Annotated in this window: 26 protein-coding genes; 12 read left to right on the top strand and 14 right to left on the bottom strand. The window is 69.5% G+C overall.

Going from position 1 to position 26,536, the window contains the following annotated elements; all coding sequences use genetic code 11:
* Positions 1–23: 23 nt before the first annotated feature.
* From AC07AG_RS22815 to AC07AG_RS22840, 6 genes are all read left to right on the top strand, one after another.
* Positions 24–1,889 (top strand): phosphatidylglycerol lysyltransferase domain-containing protein, encoded by a 1,866-nt coding sequence (locus AC07AG_RS22815; RefSeq protein ID WP_478757181.1) that lies wholly within the window; start codon positions 24–26, stop codon positions 1,887–1,889.
* 30 nt (positions 1,890–1,919) lie between these two features.
* The gene (gene folP / locus AC07AG_RS22820; protein WP_478757183.1) at positions 1,920–2,792 is read left to right on the top strand and encodes a dihydropteroate synthase; all 873 of its coding nucleotides are present in this window, start codon (positions 1,920–1,922) and stop codon (positions 2,790–2,792) included.
* Positions 2,789–3,325 (top strand): nuclear transport factor 2 family protein, encoded by a 537-nt coding sequence (locus AC07AG_RS22825; protein WP_478757185.1) that lies wholly within the window; start codon positions 2,789–2,791, stop codon positions 3,323–3,325. The genes folP and AC07AG_RS22825 overlap by 4 nt, the downstream gene beginning before the upstream one ends.
* A gap of 154 nt (positions 3,326–3,479) precedes the next feature.
* Positions 3,480–3,839 (top strand): dihydroneopterin aldolase, encoded by a 360-nt coding sequence (folB, locus tag AC07AG_RS22830; protein ID WP_160506392.1) that lies wholly within the window; start codon positions 3,480–3,482, stop codon positions 3,837–3,839.
* On the top strand, positions 3,836–4,447 hold the full coding sequence (folK, locus tag AC07AG_RS22835; protein WP_249588617.1) for a 2-amino-4-hydroxy-6-hydroxymethyldihydropteridine diphosphokinase: 612 nt from the start codon (positions 3,836–3,838) through the stop codon (positions 4,445–4,447). The genes folB and folK overlap by 4 nt, the downstream gene beginning before the upstream one ends.
* Positions 4,448–4,529: 82 nt before the next feature.
* Positions 4,530–5,021 (top strand): DUF3180 domain-containing protein, encoded by a 492-nt coding sequence (locus AC07AG_RS22840; protein ID WP_478757187.1) that lies wholly within the window; start codon positions 4,530–4,532, stop codon positions 5,019–5,021.
* 45 nt (positions 5,022–5,066) lie between these two features.
* Here AC07AG_RS22840 and folE read toward each other — a convergent pair whose 3' ends face one another.
* The 6 genes from folE to dacB form a co-directional block, all read right to left on the bottom strand.
* Positions 5,067–5,672 carry a GTP cyclohydrolase I FolE gene (folE, locus tag AC07AG_RS22845; protein ID WP_249588619.1) on the bottom strand — a complete coding sequence of 202 codons (606 nt, stop codon included), beginning with the start codon at positions 5,670–5,672 and terminating at the stop codon, positions 5,067–5,069.
* A gap of 125 nt (positions 5,673–5,797) precedes the next feature.
* Positions 5,798–7,822, bottom strand: a complete 2,025-nt coding sequence (gene ftsH, locus AC07AG_RS22850; protein ID WP_249588620.1) for an ATP-dependent zinc metalloprotease FtsH — start codon at positions 7,820–7,822, stop codon at positions 5,798–5,800.
* 192 nt (positions 7,823–8,014) lie between these two features.
* Positions 8,015–8,575, bottom strand: a complete 561-nt coding sequence (gene hpt / locus AC07AG_RS22855) for a hypoxanthine phosphoribosyltransferase (protein WP_135330538.1) — start codon at positions 8,573–8,575, stop codon at positions 8,015–8,017.
* Positions 8,576–8,626: 51 nt separating this feature from the next.
* Positions 8,627–9,736, bottom strand: a complete 1,110-nt coding sequence (gene tilS, locus AC07AG_RS22860; protein ID WP_478757189.1) for a tRNA lysidine(34) synthetase TilS — start codon at positions 9,734–9,736, stop codon at positions 8,627–8,629.
* 236 nt (positions 9,737–9,972) lie between these two features.
* Positions 9,973–11,091, bottom strand: a complete 1,119-nt coding sequence (locus AC07AG_RS22865) for a zinc-dependent metalloprotease (RefSeq protein WP_478757191.1) — start codon at positions 11,089–11,091, stop codon at positions 9,973–9,975.
* 354 nt (positions 11,092–11,445) lie between these two features.
* Positions 11,446–13,035 (bottom strand): D-alanyl-D-alanine carboxypeptidase/D-alanyl-D-alanine endopeptidase, encoded by a 1,590-nt coding sequence (gene dacB / locus AC07AG_RS22870; protein ID WP_478757193.1) that lies wholly within the window; start codon positions 13,033–13,035, stop codon positions 11,446–11,448.
* Between the two features lie 85 nt (positions 13,036–13,120).
* On the opposite strand from dacB, the gene AC07AG_RS22875 reads away from it, so the two are divergent.
* Both AC07AG_RS22875 and AC07AG_RS22880 read left to right on the top strand, forming a co-directional pair.
* The gene (locus tag AC07AG_RS22875) at positions 13,121–13,609 is read left to right on the top strand and encodes an inorganic diphosphatase (RefSeq protein WP_351172006.1); all 489 of its coding nucleotides are present in this window, start codon (positions 13,121–13,123) and stop codon (positions 13,607–13,609) included.
* A gap of 129 nt (positions 13,610–13,738) precedes the next feature.
* Positions 13,739–15,418 carry a threonine/serine exporter family protein gene (locus AC07AG_RS22880; protein ID WP_478757195.1) on the top strand — a complete coding sequence of 560 codons (1,680 nt, stop codon included), beginning with the start codon at positions 13,739–13,741 and terminating at the stop codon, positions 15,416–15,418.
* A 52-nt stretch (positions 15,419–15,470) separates the two neighbouring features.
* Here AC07AG_RS22880 and AC07AG_RS22885 read toward each other — a convergent pair whose 3' ends face one another.
* The gene (locus AC07AG_RS22885; protein ID WP_478757197.1) at positions 15,471–16,163 is read right to left on the bottom strand and encodes a DedA family protein; all 693 of its coding nucleotides are present in this window, start codon (positions 16,161–16,163) and stop codon (positions 15,471–15,473) included.
* 136 nt (positions 16,164–16,299) lie between these two features.
* Here AC07AG_RS22885 and AC07AG_RS22890 point away from each other — a divergent pair, with 136 nt between their 5' ends.
* The gene (locus tag AC07AG_RS22890) at positions 16,300–16,668 is read left to right on the top strand and encodes a YbjQ family protein (protein ID WP_361053327.1); all 369 of its coding nucleotides are present in this window, start codon (positions 16,300–16,302) and stop codon (positions 16,666–16,668) included.
* 80 nt (positions 16,669–16,748) lie between these two features.
* On the opposite strand, the gene AC07AG_RS22895 is transcribed toward AC07AG_RS22890, so the two are convergent.
* Positions 16,749–17,507 (bottom strand): MerR family transcriptional regulator, encoded by a 759-nt coding sequence (locus AC07AG_RS22895; protein WP_478757199.1) that lies wholly within the window; start codon positions 17,505–17,507, stop codon positions 16,749–16,751.
* A 169-nt stretch (positions 17,508–17,676) separates the two neighbouring features.
* Here AC07AG_RS22895 and gad point away from each other — a divergent pair, with 169 nt between their 5' ends.
* Positions 17,677–19,098, top strand: a complete 1,422-nt coding sequence (gad, locus tag AC07AG_RS22900) for a glutamate decarboxylase (RefSeq protein ID WP_478757200.1) — start codon at positions 17,677–17,679, stop codon at positions 19,096–19,098.
* Positions 19,099–19,121: 23 nt separating this feature from the next.
* On the opposite strand, the gene AC07AG_RS22905 is transcribed toward gad, so the two are convergent.
* The 3 genes from AC07AG_RS22905 to AC07AG_RS22915 all read right to left on the bottom strand — a co-directional run bounded on the left by AC07AG_RS22905 (position 19,122) and on the right by AC07AG_RS22915 (position 21,681).
* The gene (locus AC07AG_RS22905; protein WP_478757903.1) at positions 19,122–19,871 is read right to left on the bottom strand and encodes an ABC transporter permease; all 750 of its coding nucleotides are present in this window, start codon (positions 19,869–19,871) and stop codon (positions 19,122–19,124) included.
* Positions 19,872–19,945: 74 nt separating this feature from the next.
* On the bottom strand, positions 19,946–20,920 hold the full coding sequence (locus AC07AG_RS22910) for an ATP-binding cassette domain-containing protein (RefSeq protein WP_478757201.1): 975 nt from the start codon (positions 20,918–20,920) through the stop codon (positions 19,946–19,948).
* A 119-nt stretch (positions 20,921–21,039) separates the two neighbouring features.
* On the bottom strand, positions 21,040–21,681 hold the full coding sequence (locus tag AC07AG_RS22915; protein WP_478757202.1) for a PadR family transcriptional regulator: 642 nt from the start codon (positions 21,679–21,681) through the stop codon (positions 21,040–21,042).
* 48 nt (positions 21,682–21,729) lie between these two features.
* On the opposite strand from AC07AG_RS22915, the gene AC07AG_RS22920 reads away from it, so the two are divergent.
* A complete protein-coding gene (locus AC07AG_RS22920) occupies positions 21,730–22,434 on the top strand; it encodes a bleomycin resistance protein (RefSeq protein WP_478757203.1) in 705 nt (234 codons plus the stop codon).
* 41 nt (positions 22,435–22,475) lie between these two features.
* Here the strand turns inward: AC07AG_RS22920 and AC07AG_RS22925 are convergent, their stop codons facing one another.
* The 3 genes from AC07AG_RS22925 to AC07AG_RS22935 form a co-directional block, all read right to left on the bottom strand.
* A complete protein-coding gene (locus AC07AG_RS22925; RefSeq protein WP_478757205.1) occupies positions 22,476–23,021 on the bottom strand; it encodes a DinB family protein in 546 nt (181 codons plus the stop codon).
* Between the two features lie 152 nt (positions 23,022–23,173).
* Complete coding sequence (locus AC07AG_RS22930) at positions 23,174–24,634, bottom strand: aldehyde dehydrogenase family protein (RefSeq protein WP_478757207.1); 1,461 nt, start codon at positions 24,632–24,634, stop codon at positions 23,174–23,176.
* Between the two features lie 57 nt (positions 24,635–24,691).
* A complete protein-coding gene (locus tag AC07AG_RS22935) occupies positions 24,692–25,555 on the bottom strand; it encodes a helix-turn-helix domain-containing protein (RefSeq protein WP_478757209.1) in 864 nt (287 codons plus the stop codon).
* Between the two features lie 353 nt (positions 25,556–25,908).
* Here AC07AG_RS22935 and AC07AG_RS22940 point away from each other — a divergent pair, with 353 nt between their 5' ends.
* Positions 25,909–26,394: an ATP-binding protein gene (locus tag AC07AG_RS22940; protein ID WP_160506374.1), complete on the top strand. Its 486-nt coding sequence runs from the start codon at positions 25,909–25,911 to the stop codon at positions 26,392–26,394.
* Positions 26,395–26,536: the final 142 nt, after the last annotated feature.

The following is a 26,536-nucleotide window of genomic DNA, read 5'->3' on the forward strand; positions in this document are numbered from 1 at the left end:
TGTCTGTCAGGATAGATGCGGAAATGTCGGGTGGGGTTCCGGACAGTGAGGGCAGTCGCCCCGAGGGTCGGCGCCGTACCGGAGGGCTCCGTGACGGCAGACTCCGTGACAGCGGATTCGGCCGGCTGCTCCGCGGCCCCCGCCCCGAGGCCGTACCCACGCTCGTCGCCCGTGCCTGCACCCTCGTCGGCCTGCTGAATGTGGCCGCGGGCGTCTTCCCCCGTTTCCGGCACAGCCGCATGCACGCGATCGCCGAGGTCCTGCCCGGCGCGCTCGGCCCCTTCGCCGCCGCGCTCGCGCTCAGCTCGGGCGTCCTGTTGCTGCTGCTCGCGCACGGCCTGCGCCGCCACAAGCGGCGGGCCTGGCGGGCCGCCGTGGTGCTGCTCCCGGCCGGTGCCGTGGCGCAGTTCGCCTACCGGCACTCGGTCATCGGCGTACTGATCTCGCTCGCGCTCCTGGCGCTGCTGCTGCGCCACCGGGGTGAGTTCGCCGCGCTGCCCGACCCGCGCAGCCGCTGGCGGGCGCTCGCCAACTTCGTGCTCCTCGGGGCCGGTTCCATCGTGCTCGGCCTGGTGATCGTCAGCGTCCACCCCGGCAAGGTCATCGGGGACCCGAGCATCACGGACCGCCTCGCCCACGTCCTGTACGGCCTGTTCGGCTTCGAGGGCCCGGTCGACTACTACGGACGCACGTCCTGGACGGTCGCCTACTCCCTCGGCGCACTCGGCCTGCTCACCGCGATCACCACCATCTACCTGGCCTTCCGCCCCGAACACCCGGCCGCGCGCCTCACCGAGGACGACGAGACGAAGCTGCGCGCCCTGCTCGACAAGCACGGCGCCCGCGACTCGCTCGGCCACTTCGCGCTCCGCCGCGACAAGGGCGCCGTCTTCTCCCCCAGCGGCAAGGCGGCGGTCACCTACCGCGTGGTCTCCGGAGTGATGCTCGCCAGCGGTGACCCGATCGGCGACGTGGAGGCCTGGCCCGGCGCGATCGAACGCTTCATGGACGAGGCGAAGGCCCACTCCTGGACGCCCGCCGTCATGGGCTGCTCCGAGACGGGCGGCGAGGTCTGGACCCGCGAGACCGGCCTCGACGCGCTCGAACTGGGCGACGAGGCGGTGGTGGATGTCGTGGATTTCTCCCTGTCCGGGCGTGCGATGCGCAACGTACGCCAGATGGTCAAGCGGATCGAGCGGGGTGGCTACGAGACCCGCGTGCGGCGCGTGCGTGACCTCGGGGAGCGCGAACTGGAGCGGATACAGCGCGCCGCCGACGACTGGCGCGGCACCGACACCGAACGCGGCTTCTCCATGGCGCTCGGCCGCATCGGCGACCCCGATGACGGCGACTGCCTGATCGCCACCGCCCACAAGGCCGACGACGAACCGGGCCCCTACGGAGACCTCAAGGCCGTCCTCCACTTCGTCCCGTGGGGCAAGGACGGCGTCTCCCTGGACCTCATGCGCCGCGACCGCGCCGCCGACCCCGGCATGAACGAGCTGCTCATCGTGGCCGCCCTGCAGGCCGCACCGAAGCTCGGCATCGCCCGTGTCTCGCTCAACTTCGCGATGTTCCGCGCGGCCCTCGCCCGCGGCGAGAAGATCGGCGCGGGCCCGGTCCTGCGCGCCTGGAGGAGCCTGCTCGTCTTCCTCTCCCGCTGGTTCCAGATCGAGTCCCTGTACAAGTTCAACGCGAAGTTCCGCCCCCGCTGGGAGCCCCGCTTCGTCGTCTACCGCTCCTCCAAGGACCTCCCCCGCATCGGCATCGCGGCCATGCAGGCCGAGGGCTTCGTCACCCTCGCCCTGCCCCGATACCTGCGCCGGGGGACCGCACAGCGCCGCCCCTGCCCGCACCGCACGGCAGAGCACGAGGTCCGTGCGGCATAGACCCCGGCCGCACGGGCCTAGGCTGGAGGCATGAGTACGTTGAGCGGGCGGGGATCGGTCGAGGGGCTGCCGGAGTGGGGCCGCTGTGCGGTCATGGGGGTCGTGAACGTCACCCCCGACTCCTTCTCCGACGGGGGCCGCTGGTTCGACACCACGGCCGCCGTCAAGCACGGCATCGACCTGGTTGCCCAGGGCGCCGACCTGGTCGACGTGGGCGGTGAGTCCACCCGTCCCGGCGCCCCGCGCGTCGACGAGGACGAGGAGCTGCGGCGCGTCGTCCCCGTCGTGCGGGGCCTCGCGGCCGAGGGCGTCACGGTCTCCGTGGACACCATGCGCGCCACCGTCGCCGAGCAGGCGCTCGCCGCGGGCGCCGTCCTGGTGAACGACGTCAGCGGCGGCCTCGCCGACGAGCGCATGGTCCCCGCGGTCGCCGCCGCCGGTGCGCCCTTCGTGGTGATGCACTGGCGCGGCTTCCTCACCGACATCCACGCCAAGCCCGTCTACGAGGACGTGGTCTCCGAAGTCGTCGACGAGCTGCACGCGCGCGTGCGGGCCGCCATCGAGGGCGGCATCGCCCCCGAGCGCATCGTCGTCGACCCCGGCCTCGGCTTCTCCAAGGACGCCGAGCACGACCTGGCGCTCCTGGCCCGCATCGACCGTCTCCGTGAGCTCGGTCACCCGATCCTGGTCGCCGCATCCCGCAAGCGTTTCCTCGGCCGCGTCCTCGCGGGCCCCGAGGGCGCGCCGCCGCCCGCCCGCGAGCGCGACGCCGCCACCGCCGCGGTCTCCGCCATCGCCGCCCACCAGGGCGCCTGGGCGGTCCGCGTGCACGAGGTGCGGGCCACCGCCGACGCCGTCCGTGTCGCGCACGCCGTGACCAGCGCGGCGGGCGGTCCACAGTGACCGGGGCCAGGACCGACGTGGAACAGGTCGAGCGCGCCAACACGGCCTTCTACGAAGCTCTGGAGCGCGGCGACTTCGACGAGCTCTCCGACCTCTGGCTGGACACGGGCACGGACGCGGCACCCGAAGCGGATGCGGACCTCGAAGGCCGGGACGACGAGGACATCGCGGACGACGGCGACGAAGCCGCGATCTCCTGCGTCCACCCCGGCTGGCCGGTCCTCACGGGCCGCGGCGAGGTCCTCAGGTCGTACGCGCTGATCATGGCGAACACCGAGTACATCCAATTCTTCCTGACCGATGTGCACGTCGGGGTCGCCGGTGACACCGCCCTGGTGACCTGCACGGAGAACATCCTCAGCGGCGGCCCGCCGCCCGAGGCCGGCGGTGAACTCGGCCCGCTCGTCGGCCAGCTCGTGGTCGCCACCAATGTGTTCCGCCGCACGGACGACGGATGGAAGCTCTGGTCGCACCACGCCTCACCCGTACTCGCCGATTCCGACGACGAAGAGGGCGAGGACTCACCCTCCTGAGGGGGTAGGGGCGGTCTCCTGAGTGGGTAGGGGCGGTTCCAGGAGCCCCGCGAGCAAGGGCTGTCAGTGCTCGCAGGTAGATTCGATCGAGGCCGGTGTGCCGACCGCACTCGGTGCAGGCCTGCCGATAACGACGATTGCAGGAGTGATTCGCGTGGATCGTGTCGCGCTGCGCGGCCTCAAGGCCCGTGGGCACCACGGTGTCTTTCCTCGGGAACGCGAAGAGGGCCAGACCTTCATCGTGGACCTGGTCCTTGGCCTGGACACCCGTGCGGCCGCCGCCGACGACGACCTGGCGAAGACCGTGCACTACGGCGTCGTGGCCGAGGAGGTGGTGGCCGCCGTCGAGGGCGACCCCGTGGACCTCATCGAGACCCTCGCCGAGCGCATCGCCCAGACGTGTCTGAAGCACGAAGGAGTCCTGGAGGTCGAGGTGTGCGTCCACAAACCGGACGCCCCGATCACCGTCCCCTTCGACGACGTGACCGTCACCATCACCCGGAGCCGAGTATGACCGCGTTTTCCACGCAAGGGCAGAGCGACCCGACCGTCCAGCCGGTGCCCACCGCCGTGGTGGAACAGGTCGACGCCGCCGACACCACCCTCTCCAACCCCAAACGCGCCGTGATCTCCCTCGGCAGCAATCTCGGCAACCGCCTGGAGACGCTGCAGGGCGCCATCGACGCCCTGGAGGACACCCCCGGCCTGCGGGTCAAGGCAGTCTCTCCGGTGTACGAGACAGAGCCCTGGGGCGTCGAGCCGGACAGCCAGCCGTCGTACTTCAACGCGGTGGTCGTGGTGAAGACGACCCTGCCGCCCTCCTCGCTCCTGGAGCGGGCGCACGCGGTCGAGGAAGCCTTCCACCGCGTCCGGGACGAGCGCTGGGCCGCCCGCACGATCGACGTCGACATCGTGGCGTACGCGGACGTCGTCTCGGACGACCCGGTCCTCACGCTCCCCCACCCGCGCGCGCACGAGCGTGCCTTCGTCCTGGCCCCCTGGCACGACGTGGAGCCCGAGGCCCAGCTCGCGGGCCGCGGCCCGGTCGCCGAGCTGCTCTCCCAGGTCACCCGCGAGGGCGTCACGCCCCGTGTCGACCTGGAACTCCGCCTGCCCGAGTAATCGTTAGGGTCTATCGGACCCGCACGACGCGGAGAAGCGGATCCGTACGACGTCGAAGCGAAGAAGCGATGAAGGGTCATCCGTGAAGCAGCTGCGCATCAGGACACTCGCCGGCCTTTTCGTGGTGGCCGGGGTGCTGTCCTGGGCGGGCGCCCGCCTGTGGGACTCCGTCGGCACACTGCCGCGGGTCCCGCTGGCCGCGCCCATCGTGCTCGCTGTGATCGCCGCGGTGCTGCTGGCCACGGCGCTCTCGCTCCGCTCCCGGCTGCGCGCCCAGCGCGAGCGCCGCCCCGGGGCGAAGGGCGTCGAGCCGATGATGGCCGCACGCGCGGTCGTCTTCGGCCAGGCAAGCGCCTTGGTCGCCGCCCTCGTCGCCGGAATGTACGGCGGCACGGGCGCCTTCCTCCTGGAGTACCTGGACGTCCCGTCCCGCCGGGACCAGGCGATCTACGCCGGTCTGTCCCTCGTGGCAGGCATCGCGGTGATAGCGGCCGCCTTCTTCCTGGAGCGGGTCTGCAAGCTCCCGGAGGACGAGGACGAGCAGCACGGCGGGACGGCGGCCCCGGCCGCGTAGCGCCGACCGCACAGCGCCGATCGTCGGCAGTCGGCCACCAGCGCGCTAGCGCGCCATGATCAGGCTCATCGCCTCGTTGCGCGTCGCGGGGTCCCGCAACTGCCCCCGCACCGCCGACGTGATCGTCTTGGCGCCCGGCTTGCGCACCCCGCGCATGGTCATGCACATGTGCTCGCACTCGACGACCACGATGACGCCGCGCGGCTCAAGGATCTCCATCAGGGAGTCCGCGACCTGCGTGGTCAGCCGCTCCTGGACCTGCGGACGGCGCGCGTAGACGTCCACGAGGCGGGCGAGCTTGGACAGGCCGGTGATCTTGCCGTCGGACGACGGGATGTAGCCGACGTGCGCGACACCGTGGAAGGGCACCAGGTGGTGCTCACAGGAGCTCTGCACCTCGATGTCCTTCACCAGGACCATCTCGTCGTGGCCGAGATCGAACGTCGTCGTCAGGACGTCCTCCGCCTTCAGCCACAACCCGCCGAATATCTCCTTGTAGGCGCGCGCCACGCGCCCAGGAGTCTCCCGCAGGCCCTCGCGGTCCGGGTCCTCGCCGACCGCGATCAGCAGCTCGCGCACGGCGTTCTCGGCTCGCTTCTCGTCGAACTCGCCGATCGTGCCCTCGCCGTCCAGCGTCACGGGGTCGGTCATGTGTGCCTCGTTCCTAGCGTTCCACGCATCAGTGCGTCTGTGCGTACGAAAAAACTGCGCCCCCCAGGCTAGAACCAGGGGGGCGCAGCTTCCATTCCGGGCCTGTTGAGGCTGCCGGGGGCGGATCAGCTCTCGGGGCGATCCTTCTTGGTCACCTCGACGGGCGTGTCCGTCGGACCGGCGGTCACCGCGGGCGTGGTGCCGTTCGCACCGTTCGTCAGTGACAGCTCCCGGGGGGAGAGCACCGGCGGGCGGGTCGAGGGCGTGCGCCGCGAGGAACCGGTCCACGCCGGGCGGGCCGGGCGCTTCACGATGCCTGCGAAGACCTCGGCGATCTGCTCCTTGTTCAGGGTCTCCTTCTCGAGGAGCTGGAGGACCAGGTTGTCGAGAACGTCGCGGTTCTCGACGAGGATCTCCCAGGCCTCGTTGTGCGCGGTCTCGATGAGCTTCTTGACCTCTTCGTCGACCAGCGCCGCGACCTCTTCCGAGTAGTCGCGCGGGTGACCCATCTCGCGGCCCAGGAACGGCTCGGTGTTGTCGCCACCGAACTTGATCGCGCCGAGCCGCTCGGTCATGCCGTACTGCGTGACCATGGCACGTGCGGTCGCGGTGGCCTTCTCGATGTCGTTCGCCGCGCCCGTCGTCGGGTCGTGGAAGACGAGCTCCTCGGCCGCGCGCCCGCCCAGCATGTACGCCAGCTGGTCGAGCATTTCGTTGCGCGTGGTCGAGTACTTGTCTTCTTCCGGCAGGACCATGGTGTAACCCAGGGCCCGGCCGCGCGACAGGATCGTGATCTTGTGGACCGGGTCCGAGTTCGGAGACGCCGCCGCGACCAGGGCGTGTCCGCCCTCGTGGTACGCGGTGATCTTCTTCTCCTTGTCGGACATGATCCGCGTCCGCTTCTGCGGACCCGCCACGACGCGGTCGATCGCCTCGTCCAGTGCGTGGTTGTCGATCAGCTTCTTGTCGCCGCGCGCCGTGAGGAGCGCCGCTTCGTTCAGCACGTTCGACAGGTCGGCACCGGTGAAGCCCGGCGTACGCCGGGAAACCGCGCCCAGGTCGACGTCCGGGGCGACCGGCTTGCCCTTCTGGTGAACCTTGAGGATCTCCAGACGGCCCTGCATGTCCGGACGGTCGACCGCGATCTGACGGTCGAAACGGCCGGGGCGCAGGAGTGCCGGGTCGAGGATGTCGGGGCGGTTCGTGGCGGCGATCAGGATGACGCCGCCCTTCACGTCGAAGCCGTCCATCTCGACGAGCAGCTGGTTCAGCGTCTGCTCGCGCTCGTCGTGACCGCCGCCCATGCCGGCACCGCGGTGACGGCCGACGGCGTCGATCTCGTCGACGAAGACGATCGCCGGGGCGTTCGCCTTGGCCTGCTCGAAGAGGTCACGCACTCGCGAGGCACCGACACCGACGAACATCTCGACGAAGTCGGAACCGGAGATCGAGTAGAAGGGGACGCCGGCCTCGCCCGCGACAGCACGCGCGAGGAGCGTCTTGCCCGTACCGGGCGGCCCGTACAGGAGCACGCCCTTGGGGATCTTGGCCCCGACGGCCTGGAACTTCGCCGGCTCCTGCAGGAACTCCTTGATCTCGTGGAGTTCCTCGACGGCCTCGTCCGAACCGGCCACATCGGAGAACGTCGTCTTCGGGGTGTCCTTGGTGATCAGCTTGGCCTTGGACTTCCCGAACTGCATGACCCGGGAGCCGCCGCCCTGCATCTGATTCATCAGGAACAGGAAGACAACGACGATGAGTACGAAGGGGAGCAGGGAGAGCAGGATGCCGACGAACGGGTTCTGCTTCGATTCCGAGACGGTGTAACCGTCCGGGATCTTCTTGTCCTCGAACTTCTCCTGCAAGGTGTTGGCGATGGCGACGCCTTGGTCGCCGATGTAGCTCGCCTGGATCTTGCTGCTGTCCTTGACCTTCTGGCCGTCCTTGAGCTCGACCTTGATGGTCCGCTCGTCACCGGTGGTGAGCTTGGCAGACTCGACCTTGTCGTCGTTGATCGCCTGCACAACCTGGCCGGTGTCCACCGTCTTGTAGCCGCCGGACGAACCGACGACCTGCATCAACACGACCACGGCAAGGACGGCCAGCACGATCCACATGACTGGCCCACGGAAGTATCGCTTCACGTCCATCCATACGGAGCGATGACGCCCCGTCCCTCCTGCCATAGTGAGTTTGATAAAGACTGTTCTTCGGACGGTACCCCAGCATTGTCACCCGAAGCCGCACGGGACGGCTGACAAACCCGTCTTCGCATGCTTCAACGCCGGGAAACGGGTGAGGGTTCCCGGCCGCCTCCGAGGAGTTGGCCGGGAGGCCTGGCCTCAGCCGCCGTAGACGTGCGGAGCGAGCGTGCCGACGAACGGCAGGTTGCGGTACTTCTCCGCGTAGTCCAGGCCGTACCCGATGACGAACTCGTTCGGGATGTCGAAGCCGACCCACTCCACGTCGATCGCGACCTTGGCCGCCTCGGGCTTGCGCAGCAGCGTGCACACCTTCAGCGACGCGGGCTCGCGCGAGCCGAGGTTGGAGAGCAGCCAGGACAGCGTCAGACCGGAGTCGATGATGTCCTCGACGATCAGGACGTGCTTGCCCTTGATGTCGGTGTCCAGGTCCTTGAGGATCCGCACGACACCGGAGGACTGGGTGCCCGCGCCGTACGACGACACGGCCATCCAGTCCATGGTGAGCGGGGTGGACAGCGCACGCGCCAGGTCCGCCATGACCATCACTGCGCCCTTGAGCACTCCGACGATCAGCAGGTCCTTGCCCGCGTACTCCGCGTCGATCTTCGCGGCCAGCTCAGCCAGCTTGGCGTCGATCTCTTCCTTGGTGATGAGCACCGACTGAAGGTCGGTGCCCATGTCTTTCGCGTCCACCCGCATCACTTTCGGTCGTCCGTCCCACCGGCTGCGCGGGGACCAGGGGCCCCTCGGTCAACAGCCTTGCCGGATCACCAGTCTGCCACCCTGGCGCTGAGCGACGACTTTGCCCGGGAGATTGATGGCTCCCTGGCCGCGCCATCCCGTGATCAGCCGGTCGACCTCTTCGAGGTGCCGGGCGAACAGCGCACCGGCCGGGGCGCCCGCCTCGATGGCGGCGCGGCGCACGATCCGGCGCCGTACGGCGGGCGGCAGGGCGTAGAGCTTGGCGCACTCCAGGAGTCCCGCGGCGTCGCGCACGGAAGCTTCCGCCTGTGCGGCCCAGTGGTCCAAGGCGTCGGCGTCATCCCGGGACAACTGGGCCGTACGGGCGAGTGCTTCCACGACACCCTTGCCCAGCGCCTTCTCCAGGGCGGGCAGGCCTTCGTGCCGCAGCCGCGAGCGGGTGTAGGCGGGGTCGGTGTTGTGCGGGTCGTCCCAGACGGGCAGCGACTGGACCATGCAGGCCTTGCGGGCGGTCTGCCGGTCGATGTGCAGGAAGGGGCGGCGGTAGCGGCGGTCGGCCCCCGGGCCGCCGGACACGGCCGCCATCCCGGACAGGGAACGGATGCCGGAGCCGCGGGCGAGGCCGAGCAGGACGGTCTCCGCCTGGTCGTCGCGGGTGTGGCCGAGCAGGATCGCGGCGGCGCCGTGGCGGTCGGCGACGGCGTCCAGCGCGCCGTACCTCGCGTCGCGGGCCGCGGCCTCGGGGCCGCCGTCCCGGCCGACGTCGACGGCGACGGACTCGATGGGGTCGAGGCCGAGGGCGGTGAGTCGCGCGACGACCTCGGCTGCGCGCAGATCGGACCCGTCCTGCAGTCCGTGGTCGACGGTCACGCCGCCGGCGCGGATGCCGAGCTTGGGGGCCTCGAAGGCGAGGGCGGAGGCGAGGGCCATGGAGTCGGCGCCGCCTGAGCACGCGACCAGCACGAGTGGCGTCGTGGCCTGCTCGCGTGGAGGGTGGGGGTGAGCGGGGCGCGGGGGGACGTGCTCGGGGATGCGCTGTGCTTCGGGGCGCTGTAGATCGGCGCGCTGGGCGTCGGTGCGCTGTACGTCGGTCAGTACGTCGTGGAGTACGCGGCGGACCGCCAGGCGTATCGCCGCGACCGCAGGATGGGGACCCATGTCCGGTTCCCTTCATGAAGTTCGGGGGTGAGCCTCGGACCTGTCACTCAGGACCACACTCAGGAGATCGGGCCTCAGGCAGATCCCACGAGGTTAGTCACTCAGAGTGTGTCGATGGTGACAGAGCCGAGCCGTTCCCCGAGCATTGCACGCCTACCCATGGCTCACGGTCCCTCGGACGGGTGATTGCGGGGGCGTTCGCCTGCCATCGGCCGCAACTCGCTCCCCTACTGCCCTCACTCTCCCTTACGGTGCACCCGCGCGACCCAATCCGCCGGTTTGGCGATCTCCGACTTGGTGGGCAGCGTGTTCGGCGAAGTCCACACCCGGTTGAAGCCGTCCATTCCGACCTCGCCGACGACCGCGCGCACGAAACGCTCGCCGTCGCGGTATTGGCGCAATTTCGCGTCGAGGCCGAGCAGCTTGCGCAGGGCCTGGTCAAGGCGGCTCGCCCCGCGCGCCCTGCGCTGCTGGAACTTCTCCCGGATCTCGTTGACGGAAGGCACGACGTCCGGCCCGACTCCGTCCATCACGAAGTCCGCGTGGCCCTCGAGGAGCGACATGACAGCTGTCAGCCGGGCGAGGATCTCGCGCTGGGCCGGGGTCTGCACCAGCTCCACGATGGAGCGGCCCCCGTCGTCCTCCTCGCCCTCGGGGCGGCCTCCGGCGAGGGACTGGGCCGCTTCCCTGATGCGCTCGAGGACCGTCATCGGGTCGACCTCGGTCTCCGAGAGGAATGACTGGATCTCACCTTCGAGGTGGTCCCGCAGCCAGGGCACGGCGGAGAACTGCGTGCGGTGCGTCTCCTCGTGCAGGCAGACCCAGAGCCTGAAGTCATGGGGGTCCACGTCGAGTTCGCGCTCGACGTGCACGATGTTCGGTGCCACGAGCAGGAGCCTGCCGCCGCCGTGCTCCCCCGCCGGGAGGTCGCGGGTGGCAGGGGCGAAGGTCTCGTACTGCCCGAGGACGCGGGAGGCGAGGAAGGAGAGCAGCATCCCGAGCTCGACGCCCGTGACCTTGCCGCCGACCGCGCCGAGCACGGCGCCGCCGGGGCCGCTGCGCCGGTCCTGCATCTTGTCCAGGAGGGGCTTGAGGATCTCCCGGAACCCGGCGACGTTCGCCCGGATCCACCCGGCCCGGTCGACCACGAGCACCGGGGTGTCGTGGATGTCGTCCGTGCCCATCCGGGTGAAGGAACGGACATGTTCCTCCGAGGACTTCGCATGCTTCCGGAGCTCGGCGACGATGGCCCGCGCCTCGTCCCGGCTCACTTCTGGACCCGGCCGGACGAGCCGGGTCGCGGTCGCCACCGCGAGATTCCAGTCGACCATCTCCGCACCACCGATGCTCGTCATGCGTCAACGGTACGTGCTCGGCTCCGCCCGCGGAGGGGGTTGAGCCCCGAGATTGCCCTACTCCGGGCCCCTAGGGGCCAACGGGAAGAAATTGCCCCCCCAAAAAAAACCACCGACCGCCGCTACCGCCGGTCCGGCGGCGCGACACGACACGACACGACACGACAACGGACGAGACACCACCCCACCGGCCGGGGGTCCGGGGGTTGCCCCCGGGAAAACACAGTCAGTCGACCATCTCCGCACCACCGATGCTCCCCAACGCACCAGCACCCGGCCGACCCCACCCGCAGAAAGCACCGAGCCCCGCGACCGCCCCACTCCGGGCCCGTTAGGGCACCGCCCCGCCCGTAATCACCGGCACCCGCACCCCGCCACCGCCGAAGCCATCCGGTCGAGTGCCCCCTGTGCCGCCTTGGGGTCCGTCGTGCCTGTCGTCATGAAGGCGAAGACCAGCAGGCGGCCGTCCGTGTCCACGACCGTGCCCGCCAGCGTGTTCACGCCCGTCAGGGTGCCGGTCTTGGCGCGTACGACGCCCGTGCCCGGGGAGTCCTTGGGGTAGCGGTCGACCAGCGTGCCCGTGAAGCCCGCCACCGGCAGGCCCGTCACCACCGAGCGCAGCTCGGGGTGGGCCGGGTCGGCGGCGCGGGCCAGGAGCGCGGAGAGCAGTTCGGCCGAGTTGCGGTCGGCCCGGTCCAGGCCGCTGCCGTCCGCGAATTTGGTCCCCTTGAGGGGGAGTCGGGACTTCTTCAGCTGCCCTTCGATCGCCTTGCCCGCGCCGTCGAAGCTCACCGGCTCCTTCGAGGCGAGCGCCGTCTGGCGGGCCAGCGCCTCGGCGATGTCGTTGTCGCTGTGCGTCAGCATCCGCTCGACCAGCGCGGACAGCGGCGCCGACTCGACCTTGGCGAGAGACTCGGCCCGGTCACTCGCCTTGGACGGGCCCGGGGCCTTGTCGCCCTTCTTGTCCTTGGCGTCCGCGCCCGTCCCGATGCCCTGCTCCTCCAGGAGCTCCGCGAACTTCTTCGCCGCGTCGCCCGCCGGATCCCCCGAGCGCGGGGCCGGCCCGCTGGAGGAGTCGTCGAGGCGGCCCTCGTCGGCCATCAGGGCGCTGACCAGCGTGAGGTTCTCGTTCGGGCCGATGGGGTGCTGCTGCTCCCCCGTGTAGAGGGAGGTGTCGTACGACAGGTTCACCTTGTCCACACCGCGGTCCTTCAGGGCGCGCGCGGTGTCCTCCGCCAGTTCGCGCAGGCTCGCGGCGCTGCCCGCGTACGGGCCGTCCTTGCGGGCCGTGAGCGTGGGGTCGCCGCCTCCCACCAGGACGACGTCCTTGGAGTCCGGCTCGATGACCGTCTTCGTGGCGATGCGGTGGTCCGCCCCGGCCGAGGTCAGCGCCGCGACCGCGGTGGCGATCTTGGTGGTGGACGCGGGCGTCAGGGCGTCCCCGCCGCCCTTGCCGTAGACCCGCCGCCCGGTGCCCGCGTCGATGACGACCGCCGACCGCTCGGGGCCGAGCGCCTTGTCCTTCAGGAGCGGGTCGAGGACGCCCGCGAGCGCCTTGCCGTCCGGAGCCGGCGCGGAGCCGCCGTGCGCGGAGCCCACGGGTGCGCCGAGCCCCCTGAGCACGGAAGGTGCGCTCGGGGCGGCCGCCGGCGCACGTCCGGACGTACGACCTCCGTGATCTGTGCCACCCCCGGCCTCCTGAGAGGCCGCCCAGTCCCGCTCGGCCGTACGCTGACCGGAGGAGTCCCAGGGGCCGGCCGCGGCCACCGCACCGGCCGCGACAGCGAGTCCTACGGTGGCGGCACCCGCCGTGAGCTGCCAGGTCTTGAGCTTCGCAGGAGCTCTGAGAGTGGCAGGGATCTTGGGAGCCGGAGGCTTGGGGAGCTGCCCCGCCAGCCCCCGAACCTGCTGCCAGGTCTTCTGCCAAGGCTTGAGCTCGGGCACGACGACCAGCCCCTTTCGCGATCACACATCTGCGTGAGGGACACTTAACCACCCGAAGTATGTGCTGATCATGGAGGAGCCACCCGTGGAGTTCGACGTCACCATCGAGATTCCGAAGGGTTCGCGGAACAAGTACGAGGTGGACCACGAGACCGGCCGGATCCGCTTGGACCGTCGCCTCTTCACGTCGACCAGCTACCCCGCGGACTACGGCTTCGTCGAGAACACCCTCGGCGAGGACGGTGACCCGCTGGACGCCCTCGTCATCCTGGACGAGCCGACCTTCCCGGGCTGCCTCATCAAGTGCCGCGCGATCGGCATGTTCCGGATGACCGACGAGGCGGGCGGCGACGACAAGCTGCTCTGCGTCCCGGCGTCGGACCCCCGCGTGGAGCACCTGCGCGACATCCACCACGTCTCCGAGTTCGACCGCCTGGAGATCCAGCACTTCTTCGAGGTCTACAAGGACCTGGAGCCCGGCAAGTCCGTCGAGGGCGCCGACTGGGTCGGCCGCACGGACGCCGAGGCCGAGATCGAGAAGTCGTACAAGCGCGCGGAGGCGCAGGGTCACTGAGTGCCCCTACCTCTCCTCTGACGGGCCGCGCGATCTTCACGAAGACCGCGCGGCCCGTTCGCGTATCTGTGCGCATACTGTTCGTACTGGAGGTGCGCAAGGTTCGTATGTGGGAGCGAGGCAGTAAAAGTGGCTGACCAGGAGGCCGAAGACCGAAAGCCACAGTCGGATGAGGCACGGAGTGCGTTCACTCAGCCCACCGGCGTGATGCCGCAGCCACCGGCGCCCGAGGACGAGTCGCAGACCACATCGGAGTTCGCGATCCCGACCGGTCTGCCGAACCTCGCGTCGGCGTCGACCACGCAGGAGACCGAGAAGTCGGCGTTCACCACACCGAACACCTACAGCTCGCGCACCGCGCCCCCCGCCTTCACGCCTCCGCACGGCATCCCCCTGGTGAAGCTCACCAAGGAGACCCCCTGGCAGGACCAGATGCGCACGATGCTGCGCATGCCGGTCGCCGAACGGCCCACTCCGGAGGCCTCGCAGAAGCACGAGGACGAGACCGGGCCCGCCGTGCCGCGTGTGCTCGACCTGACGCTGCGTATCGGCGAGCTGCTGCTCGCGGGCGGCGAGGGCGCCGAGGACGTGGAGGCGGCGATGTTCGCCGTCTGCCGCAGCTACGGCCTGGACCGCTGCGAGCCGACCGTGACGTTCACGCTGCTCTCGATCTCGCACCAGCCGTCCCTGGTGGACGACCCGGTGACGGCATCGAGGACCGTGCGCCGCCGGGGCACCGACTACACCCGTCTGGCGGCGGTCTTCCAGCTGGTGGACGACATCAGCGACACGGACATCGACGTCTCCCTGGAGGAGGCCTACCGCCGTCTGGCGGCGATCCGCCGTAACCGCCACCCCTACCCCGGCTGGGCGCTCACCGCGGCCAGCGGGCTGCTCGCGGGCTCGGCCTCCGTGCTCGTCGGCGGTGGCGCCCTGGTCTTCCTGGTCGCGGCCTTCGGCGCGATGCTCGGCGACCGCCTCGCCTGGCTGTGCGCGGGCCGCGGTCTTCCGGAGTTCTACCAGTTCGTGGGGGCCGCGATGCCGCCCGCCGCGATGGGCGTCACGCTCAGCCTCGTGCACTCCCAGGAGGTCAACGCGTCCGCGGTGATCACCGGTGGCCTCTTCGCGCTGATCCCGGGAAGAGCCCTGGTGGCGGGCGTCCAGGACGGCCTGACCGGCTACTACATCACCGCGGCCGCCCGCCTCCTTGAGGTCTGCTATCTCGTCGTGGGCATCGTCGTCGGCGTCCTGCTCGTGCTGTCGCTCGGCGTGATGCTGGACGCGACGAGCCTGCAGCCGGAGACGGCGTTCGTGGCGACCGATTCGCGGCCGGTGATCCAGATCCTGGCGTCGATGGCGCTGAGTCTGGCCTTCGCGATATTGCTCCAGCAGGAACGTCACACCGTGCTGATCGTGACCCTCAACGGCGGTATCGCCTGGGTCATGTTCGGCGCGCTCGCCCAGACGTCGCTGGAGCTCTCGCCGGTCGCCGCGACGGCCGTCGCGGCCGGGCTCGTGGGGCTGTTCGGGCAGCTCTTCTCGCGCTACCGCTTCGCGTCTTCACTGCCGTACGTCACCGCGGCCATCGGCCCGCTGCTGCCCGGCAGCGCGACATACTTCGGCCTGCTCGCCCTCGCGCAGAACGACATGAACACGGGCATCAACTCGCTCACCAAGGCGGCGGCGACGGCCCTTGCCATCGCGATCGGCGTGAACCTGGGCAGCGAGGTCTCGCGCCTGATCCTCAAGATCCCGGGCGCGACCACGGCGGCGAACCGCCGCGCGGCCAAGCGGACCCGAGGCTTCTGACTTCTGACCCCGGGTCCCACCGGCCGTACGGGACTGTCGCGCCGTACGGGGACTATCGCTTGGCGTGCCGGCCGCGCGACGCCGGGGCTGCCCCGGGGGCGTCGCCCTCGGCCGCGGCCGTCTTCTTGGACTTGCTGCGCGCCCGCAGGAACTCGATGACGATCGGCACCACCGAGATCAGGACGATCAGGATGAGGATCGCCTCGATGTTCTTGTGCACGAAGTCGATGTTGCCCAGCCACGCGCCGAGCAGCGTCACGCCCGCACCCCACAGGATGCCGCCGATGATGTTGAACGTGATGAACGAGCGGTACCGCATGCCGCTGACGCCCGCGATGATCGGCGTGAACGTGCGCACGATGGGCACGAAGCGGGCCAGGACCAGGGACTTCGGGCCGTACTTCTCGAAGAAGTCGTGCGCCTTGACCACGTTCTCCTGCTTGAACAGCTTGGAGTCCGGGCGGTTGAAGAGCGAGGGGCCGACCTTCTTGCCGAAGAGGTAGCCCGCCTGGTCGCCGAGGATCGCTGCGATGCAGATGAGGACGACACAGAGCCAGAGCGGGAAGTCCAGCTGCTTCGTCGTGATCAGCAGACCCGTCGTGAACAGCAGCGAGTCACCCGGCAGGAAGAAGCCGATGAGCAGGCCGGACTCGGCGAAGACGATCGCGAGCAGACCCCAGACCCCGAACGTGTTCAGGAGGTAATCCGGGTCCAGCCAGCTTGGTCCGAGCGCAAGCGTCGTCACGGTTCGGGGCTCCTGTGGGTGAGAGGGCGATGCGGCGGGGACGGCCGCCCAAAGCTATCAACGCGAGGTGACGTGCCCAGGTTCCACTGCCCTTCCCAGGGTGCACTGTGCGTGATCTGAGACAAAGCTGTGTGCCATGGGTATCGAAGATTTCGGCGGTGGCACCGACCCGCATTCCGACGTATTGGTCGTGACGACGAACGACGTACCGGGGTACCGCGTACAACAGGTTATCGGTGAGGTCTTCGGCCTCACCGTGCGCTCCCGGCACCTGGGCAGCCAGATCGGCGCGGGTCTCAAGTCCATGATCGGCGGTGAGCTGAAGGGCCTCACGAAGACACTGGTGGAGACCCGTAACCAGGCCATGGAGCGCCTCATCGAGCAGGCACGCGCGCGGGGCGCCAACGCGGTCCTGATGATGCGCTTCGACGTCACCGAGGCCGCGGACGTGGGCACGGAGGTGTGCGCGTACGGGACGGCGGTGGTGATCGTCCAGGAGAGCTGACGTAAGGGGCTTCCGCCATGGCGTAAGCCCCTTACCCGGTCATTTCGCGTCAGATGGTCACTCGTGCCACGTGTACGCGCTCACTGCTGCCGTGCGGCGTTGGCCCGGATCGCGTCCCTCAGGTGCTCGGCGAGACCCGGCCGCATGGAGTCGTAGAACTCCTTGAACCGCGCGTCGGACACGTACATCTCGCCGAGGCCCTGGTGGATCTCGAAGGTGCACTCGTAGAACCACCTGGTGATGTGCTGCCGGTGTTCCTCGGCCATGGCCACGGCACGCTCGCCCGTCGCCGCCTCGCCGGCCGCCATGAGGGCGTCGTAGCGCTCTCCCCAGTCGGCGACCTCGGCCTGCATGCGCTTCCAGTCGTCCTTGGTGTAGCGGGCGGCCCGCCGCTGTGACTCGGCATACGCGTCCGTGCCGCCCCAGCGCTCCTCCGCCTCCTGCGCGTGCTCCTCGGGATCCTTGTCCCCGAAAACCTCGAACTTCTCCTCGGGCGTGAGGTTGATGCCCATCTTCTTCGCCTCCATCGCGGTCTCGACGGCGGCGGCCATCTCCTGGAGCTTGGTGATCCGGGCGGTCAGCAGCTCGTGCTGGCGGCGCAGGTGCGCGCGCGGGTCCGTGTCCGGGTCGTCCAGGAGTGCCGCCACCTCGTCGAGGGGGAAGCCGAGCTCCCGGTAGAACAGGACCTGCTGCAGCCGGTCCAGGTCGGCGTCGCTGTAGCGCCGGTGGCCCGCGTGGCTGCGCTCGCTGGGCACGAGCAGGCCGATCTCGTCGTAGTGGTGCAGCGTGCGCACCGTCACTCCGGCGAAACCGGCGACCTGTCCCACGGAGTAGCTCATGGCTGGCTCCCGCCTCTCTCTCGGTACGCGTTTCAGCCTGAATCCTCACGCCGCGTGAGGTGCAAGTGCAGAGCCCGGCCGCCGCCCATATCCTCGCCAGCAGGGACATGAAGGCCCCGCACAAAGCCCCGTACAGGGACAGAAGACCTCAGCCCCGAGGAGACCGCCCATGCCGCTCCATCACAGCGAGGACCCGAAGGGCGACTCCAAGAAGCGCGCCCTCTCCGTGAACCCCTTCTACGGAGAGGCCAACCCGGTCAGCGGCATGACCGAGGCGCCGCCCAAGCACCGCCTCCCCGACGGGCCGCTGCCGCCCACGACGGCGTACCAGCTGGTGCACGACGAGCTGATGCTGGACGGCAACTCACGGCTCAACCTCGCGACCTTCGTCACGACGTGGATGGAGCCGCAGGCCGGTGTCCTGATGGCCGAGTGCACGGACAAGAACATGATCGACAAGGACGAGTACCCGCACACCGCCGAGCTGGAGCGGCGCTGCGTGGCCATGCTCGCCGACCTGTGGCGTGCGCCGGACCCCTCGGGCGCCGTCGGCTGCTCGACGACCGGGTCCAGCGAGGCGTGCATGCTCGCCGGGATGGCGCTCAAGCGCCGCTGGGCCAAGAAGAACAGCGACCGCTATCCCTCCCCCACCGCACGCCCCAACCTCGTCATGGGCGTCAACGTCCAGGTCTGCTGGGACAAGTTCTGCAACTTCTGGGAGGTCGAGGCGCGCCAGGTCCCCATGGAGGGCGACCGGTACCACCTCGACCCGGAGGCCGCCGCCGAGCTCTGCGACGAGAACACGATCGGGGTCGTGGCGGTGCTCGGCTCCACCTTCGACGGGTCGTACGAGCCGGTGGCCGAGCTCTGCGCCGCCCTGGACGACCTCCAGGAGCGCACCGGGCTCGACATCCCCGTGCACGTCGACGGCGCGTCCGGCGCGATGGTGGCGCCCTTCATCGACGAGGACCTGGAGTGGGACTTCCGCCTCCCGAGGGTGGCGTCGATCAACACATCGGGCCACAAGTACGGCCTGGTCTATCCGGGCGTCGGCTGGGCGCTGTGGCGGGACGCGGACTCGCTGCCGGAGGAGCTGGTGTTCCGGGTGAACTACCTCGGCGGTGACATGCCGACGTTCGCGCTGAACTTCTCCCGGCCGGGTGCGCAGGTCGTCGCGCAGTACTACACGTTCCTGCGCCTGGGCCGCGAGGGCTACCGCGCCGTCCAGCAGGCCGCCAGGGACGTCGCCCGCGGCCTCGCGGACCGCATCGAGGCGCTCGGCGACTTCCGCCTGATCACCCGCGGCGACCAGCTGCCGGTGTTCGCCTTCACGACGCGGGACGACGTGAAGGCGTACGACGTCTTCGACGTGTCCCGGCGGCTCCGCGAGCGCGGCTGGCTGGTCCCCGCCTACACCTTCCCGGCCCACCGGGAGGATCTGGCGGTGCTCCGCGTGGTCTGCCGCAACGGCTTCACGGCCGACCTCGCGGAGCTCTTCCTCGCGGACCTGAGCAGCCTGGTGCCCGAACTGCGGGAGCAGCCGCACCCGTTCACCCGGGACAGGGACGCGGCCACCGGGTTCCACCACTAGGCCCGCCCGCCGCATGCGCGCGGCTACTTGCTGAGCGCCCCGAACCTGCGCACCGCGAGCGGCATGAACACCCCCACGAGCACCACGGGCCACACCACGGCCATCAGCCCCGCGTGCTCGGCGGCCCACGAAGTGCCCACCACCCCGGGGTCGTTGCCGAACAGGTCACGGACCGCGGTGGCCGTCGCCGACATCGGGTTCCACTCGACCGTCGCGCCGAGCCAGCCCGGCATGTTCTGCGGGACCGTGAAGGCGTTGGAGAGGAAGCCGACGGGCCAGACCAGGATCTGCACGGCCATGACCAGCTCCGGCCTGCCGGCGACCATCGCCAGGTGGATGCCGATCCACAGCATCGCGAACCGCAGCAGGAGCAGCAGACCGACCGCGCCGAGCGTCTCGCCGAGCGAGCCGTGCCAGCGCCAGCCGATGACGAGGCCGACACCCATCATCACGATCAGCGAGACGAGCGACTGCAGCATGTCGGCGACCGAACGGCCCACCAGGACCGCTCCGTTGGTCATCGGCATGGACCGGAAGCGGTCGATCACACCCTTGTTGAGGTCCTGCGTGACGGCGACCATCGTCGCGTCCAGGCCGAAGGTCATGGTCAGCGCGAACATGCCGGGCACAAGGAACTCGGCGTAATCGCCCGCGATGCCCTTTCCGCCGCCGATCAGGAAGTTGAACATCAGCAGGAACATCACCGGGAAGGCCAGGCCGACGAGCACCTGCACGGGCTGCCGCACCCAGTGCGCGAGTTCGCGCCGCGTCATGGTCCAGGAGTCGATCGCGGCCCACCTGAGGGGCGCGCCGCTCGACGTCGGAGTGCGGCTGATCGTCGTCGTGCTCACACGGCCTCCTTCGTACGTTCCTGGTCGTCGGCACGGCCCGTCCGGTCCTCCGCGGGGCCCGTCAGGCGCAGGAACACCTCGTCCAGGGTCGGCCTGCGCACCGCGATGTCCTCCGCCTCGACCCCCGCGTCCCGCAGGGCCTGCACGACCCCGGTGAGCGCCGCCATCCGGTCCACCACCGGCGCGCTGGCCAGGCGCCGGTCCGCGTCAAGGGTGGCGTCGCCGGGCAGCAGCCGTGCCACGAGCTCCAGTTGGGCCGCGTCCCGCACCACCACGTCGATCCGGTCACCGCCCGTCCTGGACTTCAGCTCGTCCGCCGTGCCGTCCGCGATGACCCGGCCCCGGTCGATCACCGAGATGCGGTGGGCGAGCTGGTCCGCCTCTTCGAGGTACTGCGTGGTGAGCAGCACCGTCGTACCGCCGTCGACCAGCGAGCGCACCGCGCCCCAGACCTCCGTGCGCCCCCGCGGGTCCAGGCCCGTGGTCGGCTCGTCGAGGAACAGCACCTCGGGCTCCGTGATGAGCGAGGCCGCGAGGTCCAGACGACGCCGCATGCCGCCGCTGTACTGCTTGACCGCCTTGCGGCCCGTGTCCCCGAGCCCGAAGCGCTCCAGGAGCTCGTCGGCCCGCACGGCCGCGCGCCGGGCACCCAGGTGGTAGAGCCGCCCGAACATGTCCAGGTTCTGCCGGCCGCTCAACTCCTCGTCCAGGGCCGCGTGCTGGCCGAGCAGGCCGATGCGCCTGCGCACCTCGTCCGGCTGCCTGTGCACGTCGTACCCGGCGACCTCCACCCGGCCCTCGTCCGCCCGCAGCAGCGTGGCGAGCACCCGCACCGCCGTGGTCTTGCCCGCGCCGTTCGGGCCGAGCACGCCGTGCACCGTGCCGCGCCCGACCGCCAGATCCAGGCCGTCCAGCGCCCGCTTCTCCCCGTACCGCTTCCGTGCGCCCTCGACGACGATCGCGTCCGTCATCCGTCTCCCTCCGAGCCCGTACCGCCCCGTAGTCAAACTTGACTACGGACTCAACGCGAAGGAAGGTATCCCCGAATCCCCAATTAGTCAAACTTGATCAGCGGTAGCTCTCGCACCGCTCAGCGATCGTCCTCCGGGTGCGCCTCCCCGGCCGCGAACGGGTTCTCCTCGCCCTCGCCGAGGATGCCCACGAACGGCTCGCCCTCCCCCGCGAACGTGTACGCCCCGCCCTCGATCCGCTTGATCAGGCCCCGCGTCCACTCCACACCGCCGTCGGCCGTGTGGACCCAGAGGTTCATGATCTCGCCGATGTGCCCGAGCTGCTCCGGACCGTCCTCGGGGGTGTAGTACTCCGTGACGGATCTGCGCCAGTCCTCGATGCCCCGCACCCGCTGCCTGAGCAGGTCGACCGCCTCGTCGCGGGGCAGGTCGACGATGAAGCCGAGGGCCGCCGAGAGCATGTCGGGACGCTGGTCGTACGAGACCAGGTTGGACCTGAGCAGGTTCAGGAACTCCTCGGTGCCCGCCTCCGTGATCTCGTACTCCGTGCGCGGCGGGCCGCCCGCCGTCGACGGGGCGATCTCGTGCGCGAGCAGCAGGCCCTGCTTGGCCATCTGCTTCAGGGCGTGGTAGATCGAGCCGGGCTTGGCGTTGGACCACTCATGGGCGCCCCAGTACTCCAGGTCGTTGCGCACCTGATAGCCGTGGGCCCGTCCGTGCTGACGGACGGCGCCGAGGACCAGCAGTCGGATCGCCGACATCGGGCCACCTCCTTCTCACTTCTAATCAACTTTGATTAGAGTACCGGCATGGCCGAGACAATGATCCCCTTGTTCCCCTGCCACGAGCTCGACGAGACCCTCGACTTCTACACAGCGATCGGCTTCGAGGTCACCTTCCACCAGAAGAGCCCCTATCAGTACGGCGTCGTCGAGCGCGGCGACATGCAGTTCCAGTTCTTCCGCATCAAGGGCTACGACCCCAAGGCGTCCATCGCCGCCTGCTACGTCATCACCGACGACGTGGACGCGCTGCACGCCTCCTTCCGCACCGGCCTCAAGCAGACCCTCGGGCGGATACCCACCCGCGGCCTGCCTCGCATCGGCGCCCTGAAGGACATGAGTTACGGGATGCGGCAGTTCCTGATGTCGGACCCGGCGGGCAACTGCATCCGCGTCGGACAGCCCGTCGCCGAGTCCTTCGAGCACTCGGCGGTACCGAAGGAGCGGTACGCGCGCGCCCTGCACCAGGCCGTGCTCCTGGGCGAGTCGAAGGAGGACCCCGCGGTCGCGGCCCGCATCATCGACCACGCACTCGCGGCGGACGGCACCCCCACGCCCGTACAGCTCGTGAAGCTCTGCGTCCTGCGGGCCGAGATGGCCGCGCAGCTCGGTGAACCTGAGCGGCCGGGCGAGTGGCTCGACCGGGCCGCCGCGGTCGAACTCACCGAGGAGGAGCGGCAGTCGGCGCGCGACGAGCTGGTGCGGGCCGAGGAGCTGCGCGAGTCCCTCTGACCCCGGACCCCGGCCCCCGGACCCCGGCCCCCGGACCGGGATCAGCCCCAGCTCTCGCCGCGCTCCTGGGCCACCAGCTCGAAGGCCGTCCTGCCGTCGAGGGTCTCGCGGATGATGTCGGCGTGGCCCGAGTGCCGGGACATCTCGGTGATCAGGCGGAGCAGCACCCACCGCATCGACACGTCCTCCTTCGGGAACCACGGCTCGTCGGGGAGCGCGAAGGTCTCGTCGAGCGTGGGCAGGGAGCGGATGAACTCCTCGGTGCGACGCGCGACTTGGCCCCAGTACGCGAGCACCGAATCGACCGTCTCGCCCTCGATCAGGCGGAAGCACTCGTCCCAGTTCGCCTCGGTGCGCTCGATCGCGGGGGCGACGCCCTTCGCCCGCGAGACCCAGCCCTCCTCGACCTCCGCGACATGCTTGAGCAGCCCGGAGAGCGAGAGCTCGCTGGCGCTCGGCTTGGTGGCCGCCTGCTCGTCGGTCAGGCCGAGCAGGGCCCGCCGGATCCCGCCGCGCTCGGCGTCGAGGAAGGCGAGCAGCGCGCCGCGCTCGTCGCCGGGGGCCTCTGCGTTGACGTGGGTGACCATGGGGTCCGCCTCTCCGAGCCTGTGGAGCCTGCCGGGCTTTCCGACACCACTGACGTTACGGACCCTTGCGGTCAGGTTCTGTCCGCAAGGGTCCGCGAGTTCTCGACGTACGGGATGGAGCCTCAGGAGGGGCAGGAGGTGAAACAGGAGGGTCAGAAGGGGAAACGGGAGCGTCCGTGCTGCACCGAGATCCACTGCTGCGTCGTGAACGCGTCCACCGTCGACTCGCCGTTGAGACGCCCGACGCCCGAGTGCTTCTCGCCGCCGAAGGGCACGATCGGCTCGTCGTGCACAGTGCCGTCGTTCACGTGGAACATGCCGCTGTTGATCCGCTGCGCGAACCGCACGCCGCGCTCGACGTCGGCCGTGTGGACGGCGCCGCTGAGCCCGTACGGGGTGTCGTTGGCGATCCGCACGGCTTCTTCCTCGCCGTCGAAGGGCACGAGGAGCGCCACCGGGCCGAAGACCTCCTGCCGCAGGACCGGGGCGTCGTCCGCCAGGTCCGTGAGGACGGTGGGCGCCACCATGTTGCCGTCCGTGCTGCCGTGCAGGAGCGCCTTGGCGCCCGCGGCCACTGCCTGGTCGACGGTCTTCGTCACCGCGTCCGCCTGCGAGGAGTTGATCAGCGGGCCGATGTGGGTCGACGGGTCCGCCGGGTCGCCGACCTTCAGGGACGCGACCTTGGCGACGAACCTCTCGGTGAACTCCGCCTCCAGGGAGCGGTCCACGAGGATGCGGTTCGCCGCCATGCAGACCTGGCCCTGGTGCACGAAGCGGCTGAAGACCGCCGCGTCCACGGCGTAGTCGATGTCCGCGTCGTCCAGGACGACAAGGGCGCTGTTGCCGCCGAGCTCCAGGATCGAGCGCTTGAAGTTCGCGGCGCAGACCGTGCCGACATGGCGGCCCACGCGGTCCGAGCCGGTGAAGGAGATGACGCTCGGGACCGGGTGCTCGATGAACGCGTCACCGATCTCGGCGATGTCGGTGATCACCACGTTCAGGACGCCGGCCGGAAGACCCGCCTCCTCGAAGAGCTTCGCGAGAAAGCTGCCGCCCATCACGGGCGTGTTCTGGTGCGGCTTGAGCACCACCGCGTTGCCCAGGGCGAGCGCCGGGGCGACCGTCTTGAGGGAGAGCAGGAGCGGGAAGTTGAAGGGGCTGATGACCCCGACCACGCCGACCGGGACGCGGTAGAGGCGGTTCTCCTTCGTGCCGTCCGGCGACGGCAGGATGCGGCCCTCGGGCTGCAGCGCGACGTGGACGGCCTCGCGCAGGAACTCCTTGGTGAGGTGGATCTCGAAGGCGGCCTTGAGCCGGGTGCCGCCCAGTTCGGCCACGATCGCGTCGGATATCTCTTCCTCACGGTCCTCGACAATGCGCAGAGCACGCTCGAAGACGGCACGCCGGGCATAGGCGTTGGTCGCGCCCCATGCCTTCTGGGCGCGCTCGGCCGCTCGGTAGGCCTGGTCCACCTCGTCGGCCGTCGCCACGGTGATCGACGCGAGCTTCTCCCCGTTGTACGGATTGAAGTCGATGATGTCCCAGGAGCCGGAACCGGCCTTCCACTCACCGTCTATGTACTGGTGAGCCAGGTCAGTGAAGAAGGACGACATGAGACCCCTAGACGCAGACAGTGCAGTCAACTGATTTCACGTCATCCTACTGATGGGTCACGTGAGTTGGAGCAGACCACGGAGAAGGTCGCGACTATCGGCCGGATTGGGGCTGTCGTTCTGCAGCTCGCCCACGACCCGCTCGTACTGGCCGACTTCCTCGGGCTTGTCGAGGTACAGGGCTCCCGTCAGCTGCTCCACGTACACGACGTCCGAGAGGTCCGACTCCGGGAAGCGCAGCATGGTGAACGCTCCGCTCTCGCCCGAGTGCCCACCGAAACTGAATGGCATGACCTGAAGGGTGACATTCGGCCGTTCGGAAATGTCGATCAGATGCTGGATCTGACCACGCATCACTTCCCGGTCTCCGTACGGGCGTCGGAGCGCGGCCTCGTCGAGCACGCAGTGGAAGCGGGGGGCCCGCTCGGAGACGAGCAGCTTCTGGCGTTCGAGGCGGAGGGCGACACGGCGCTCGATGTCCGCCTTGCTCGCGTCCTTCATGCCGCGCGCGACGACCGCGTGGGCGTACGCCTCGGTCTGCAACAGGCCGTTGACGAACTGGACTTCATAGACACGGATGAGCGAGGCGGCGCCTTCGAGCCCCACGTACGTCTGGAACCAGCCCGGCAGGACGTCCGAGTAACTGTGCCACCAGCCCGCGAGGTTGGCCTCTTTGGCGAGCGACAGCAGCGCGACACGCTCGACCTCGTCGTTGACGCCGTACAGCGTCAACAGGTCCTCGACGTCCCTGGACTTGAAGCTCACCCGTCCCAACTCCATGCGGCTGATCTTCGATTCGGAGGCTCGGATCGAGTAGCCGGCCGCTTCACGGGTGATGCCGCGCGATTCCCTCAGGCGCCTCAGTTGCGAGCCAAGGAGCATGCGCCGTACGACCGAGCCGCTCGACTCCCCTGCGGTCACTTCGCTCAATCCTCCCCATCACTTGGAAGCCAGCAGTCTGCCATTAAACGCTTCAGGCCGTACTCGTTCGGTTACAGAAACGGAAAGCCTTCGGAAGTCCTCCACAAGAAGTCGTAGGAAGAAATGGGCAAGAAGTGGCACGGGAACGAGCAAGTCCGGCGCGTGCACGTGCATCTGCCCTTGCATCTGCTGTACGCATTCGGAACCATGGTCCGCGCGCCACCGCTGTATTTGCATCGGGCGGAGCTGTACCGATGCGTCGCAGCGTCGTTATACCGACCGCACCACCGCACCACCGCACGACCGCACCACCGCTCCATCGCTATGTACCGCGAAACCGGGGAGTGCCTCGCATGGGGACGAATGGATCGACCATGCTCGAGCCGTTACGGCAGGGGCTTCCCCCACTCGACCCCTCAGCGGTCTCAAGCGCTGCGTCCTGCTCCCTGCCCGCCCGCTACGAAGCGGTGGGCAGCGCACGACAGTTCACCCGCAAGACGCTGTGTCAGTGGGAACTGGAAGAGCGCTTCGACGACATCGCCCTGGTCGTCTCCGAGTTGGTCACCAATGCCCTGAGACACGCGCTGCCGTCCGACACCCCGCGCGACCACGGGCCGCCCGTGCGACTGCACTTGATGCGCTGGACCTCGCGCCTGGTGTGCGCGGTGCGCGACCCCAGTGACGACAGCCCGGTCGCGCGCGAGACGGACGACGACTTCTCTGCCGAGTCGGGCCGCGGCCTGTTCCTGGTGGACTCGTTCAGCGACAGCTGGGGCTGGCACCCGCTCGCGGGCGCGCTGCGCGGCAAGGTCGTGTGGGCGCTGTTCCAGCTGGCGTAGGGCTCAAGCGACTTCAGCTGGCGCAGGGCTCAAGCGATTTCAGCTGGCGCAGGGCTCAAGCAACCCAATAGCGGGCCAGGGGCTGACCACCCGTCCCAGTACCAGCAACGGGGCTGACCACCGATATGGCCGCCCCAGCAAC

It is taken from the genome of Streptomyces sp. NPDC044044, from assembly GCF_056434405.1.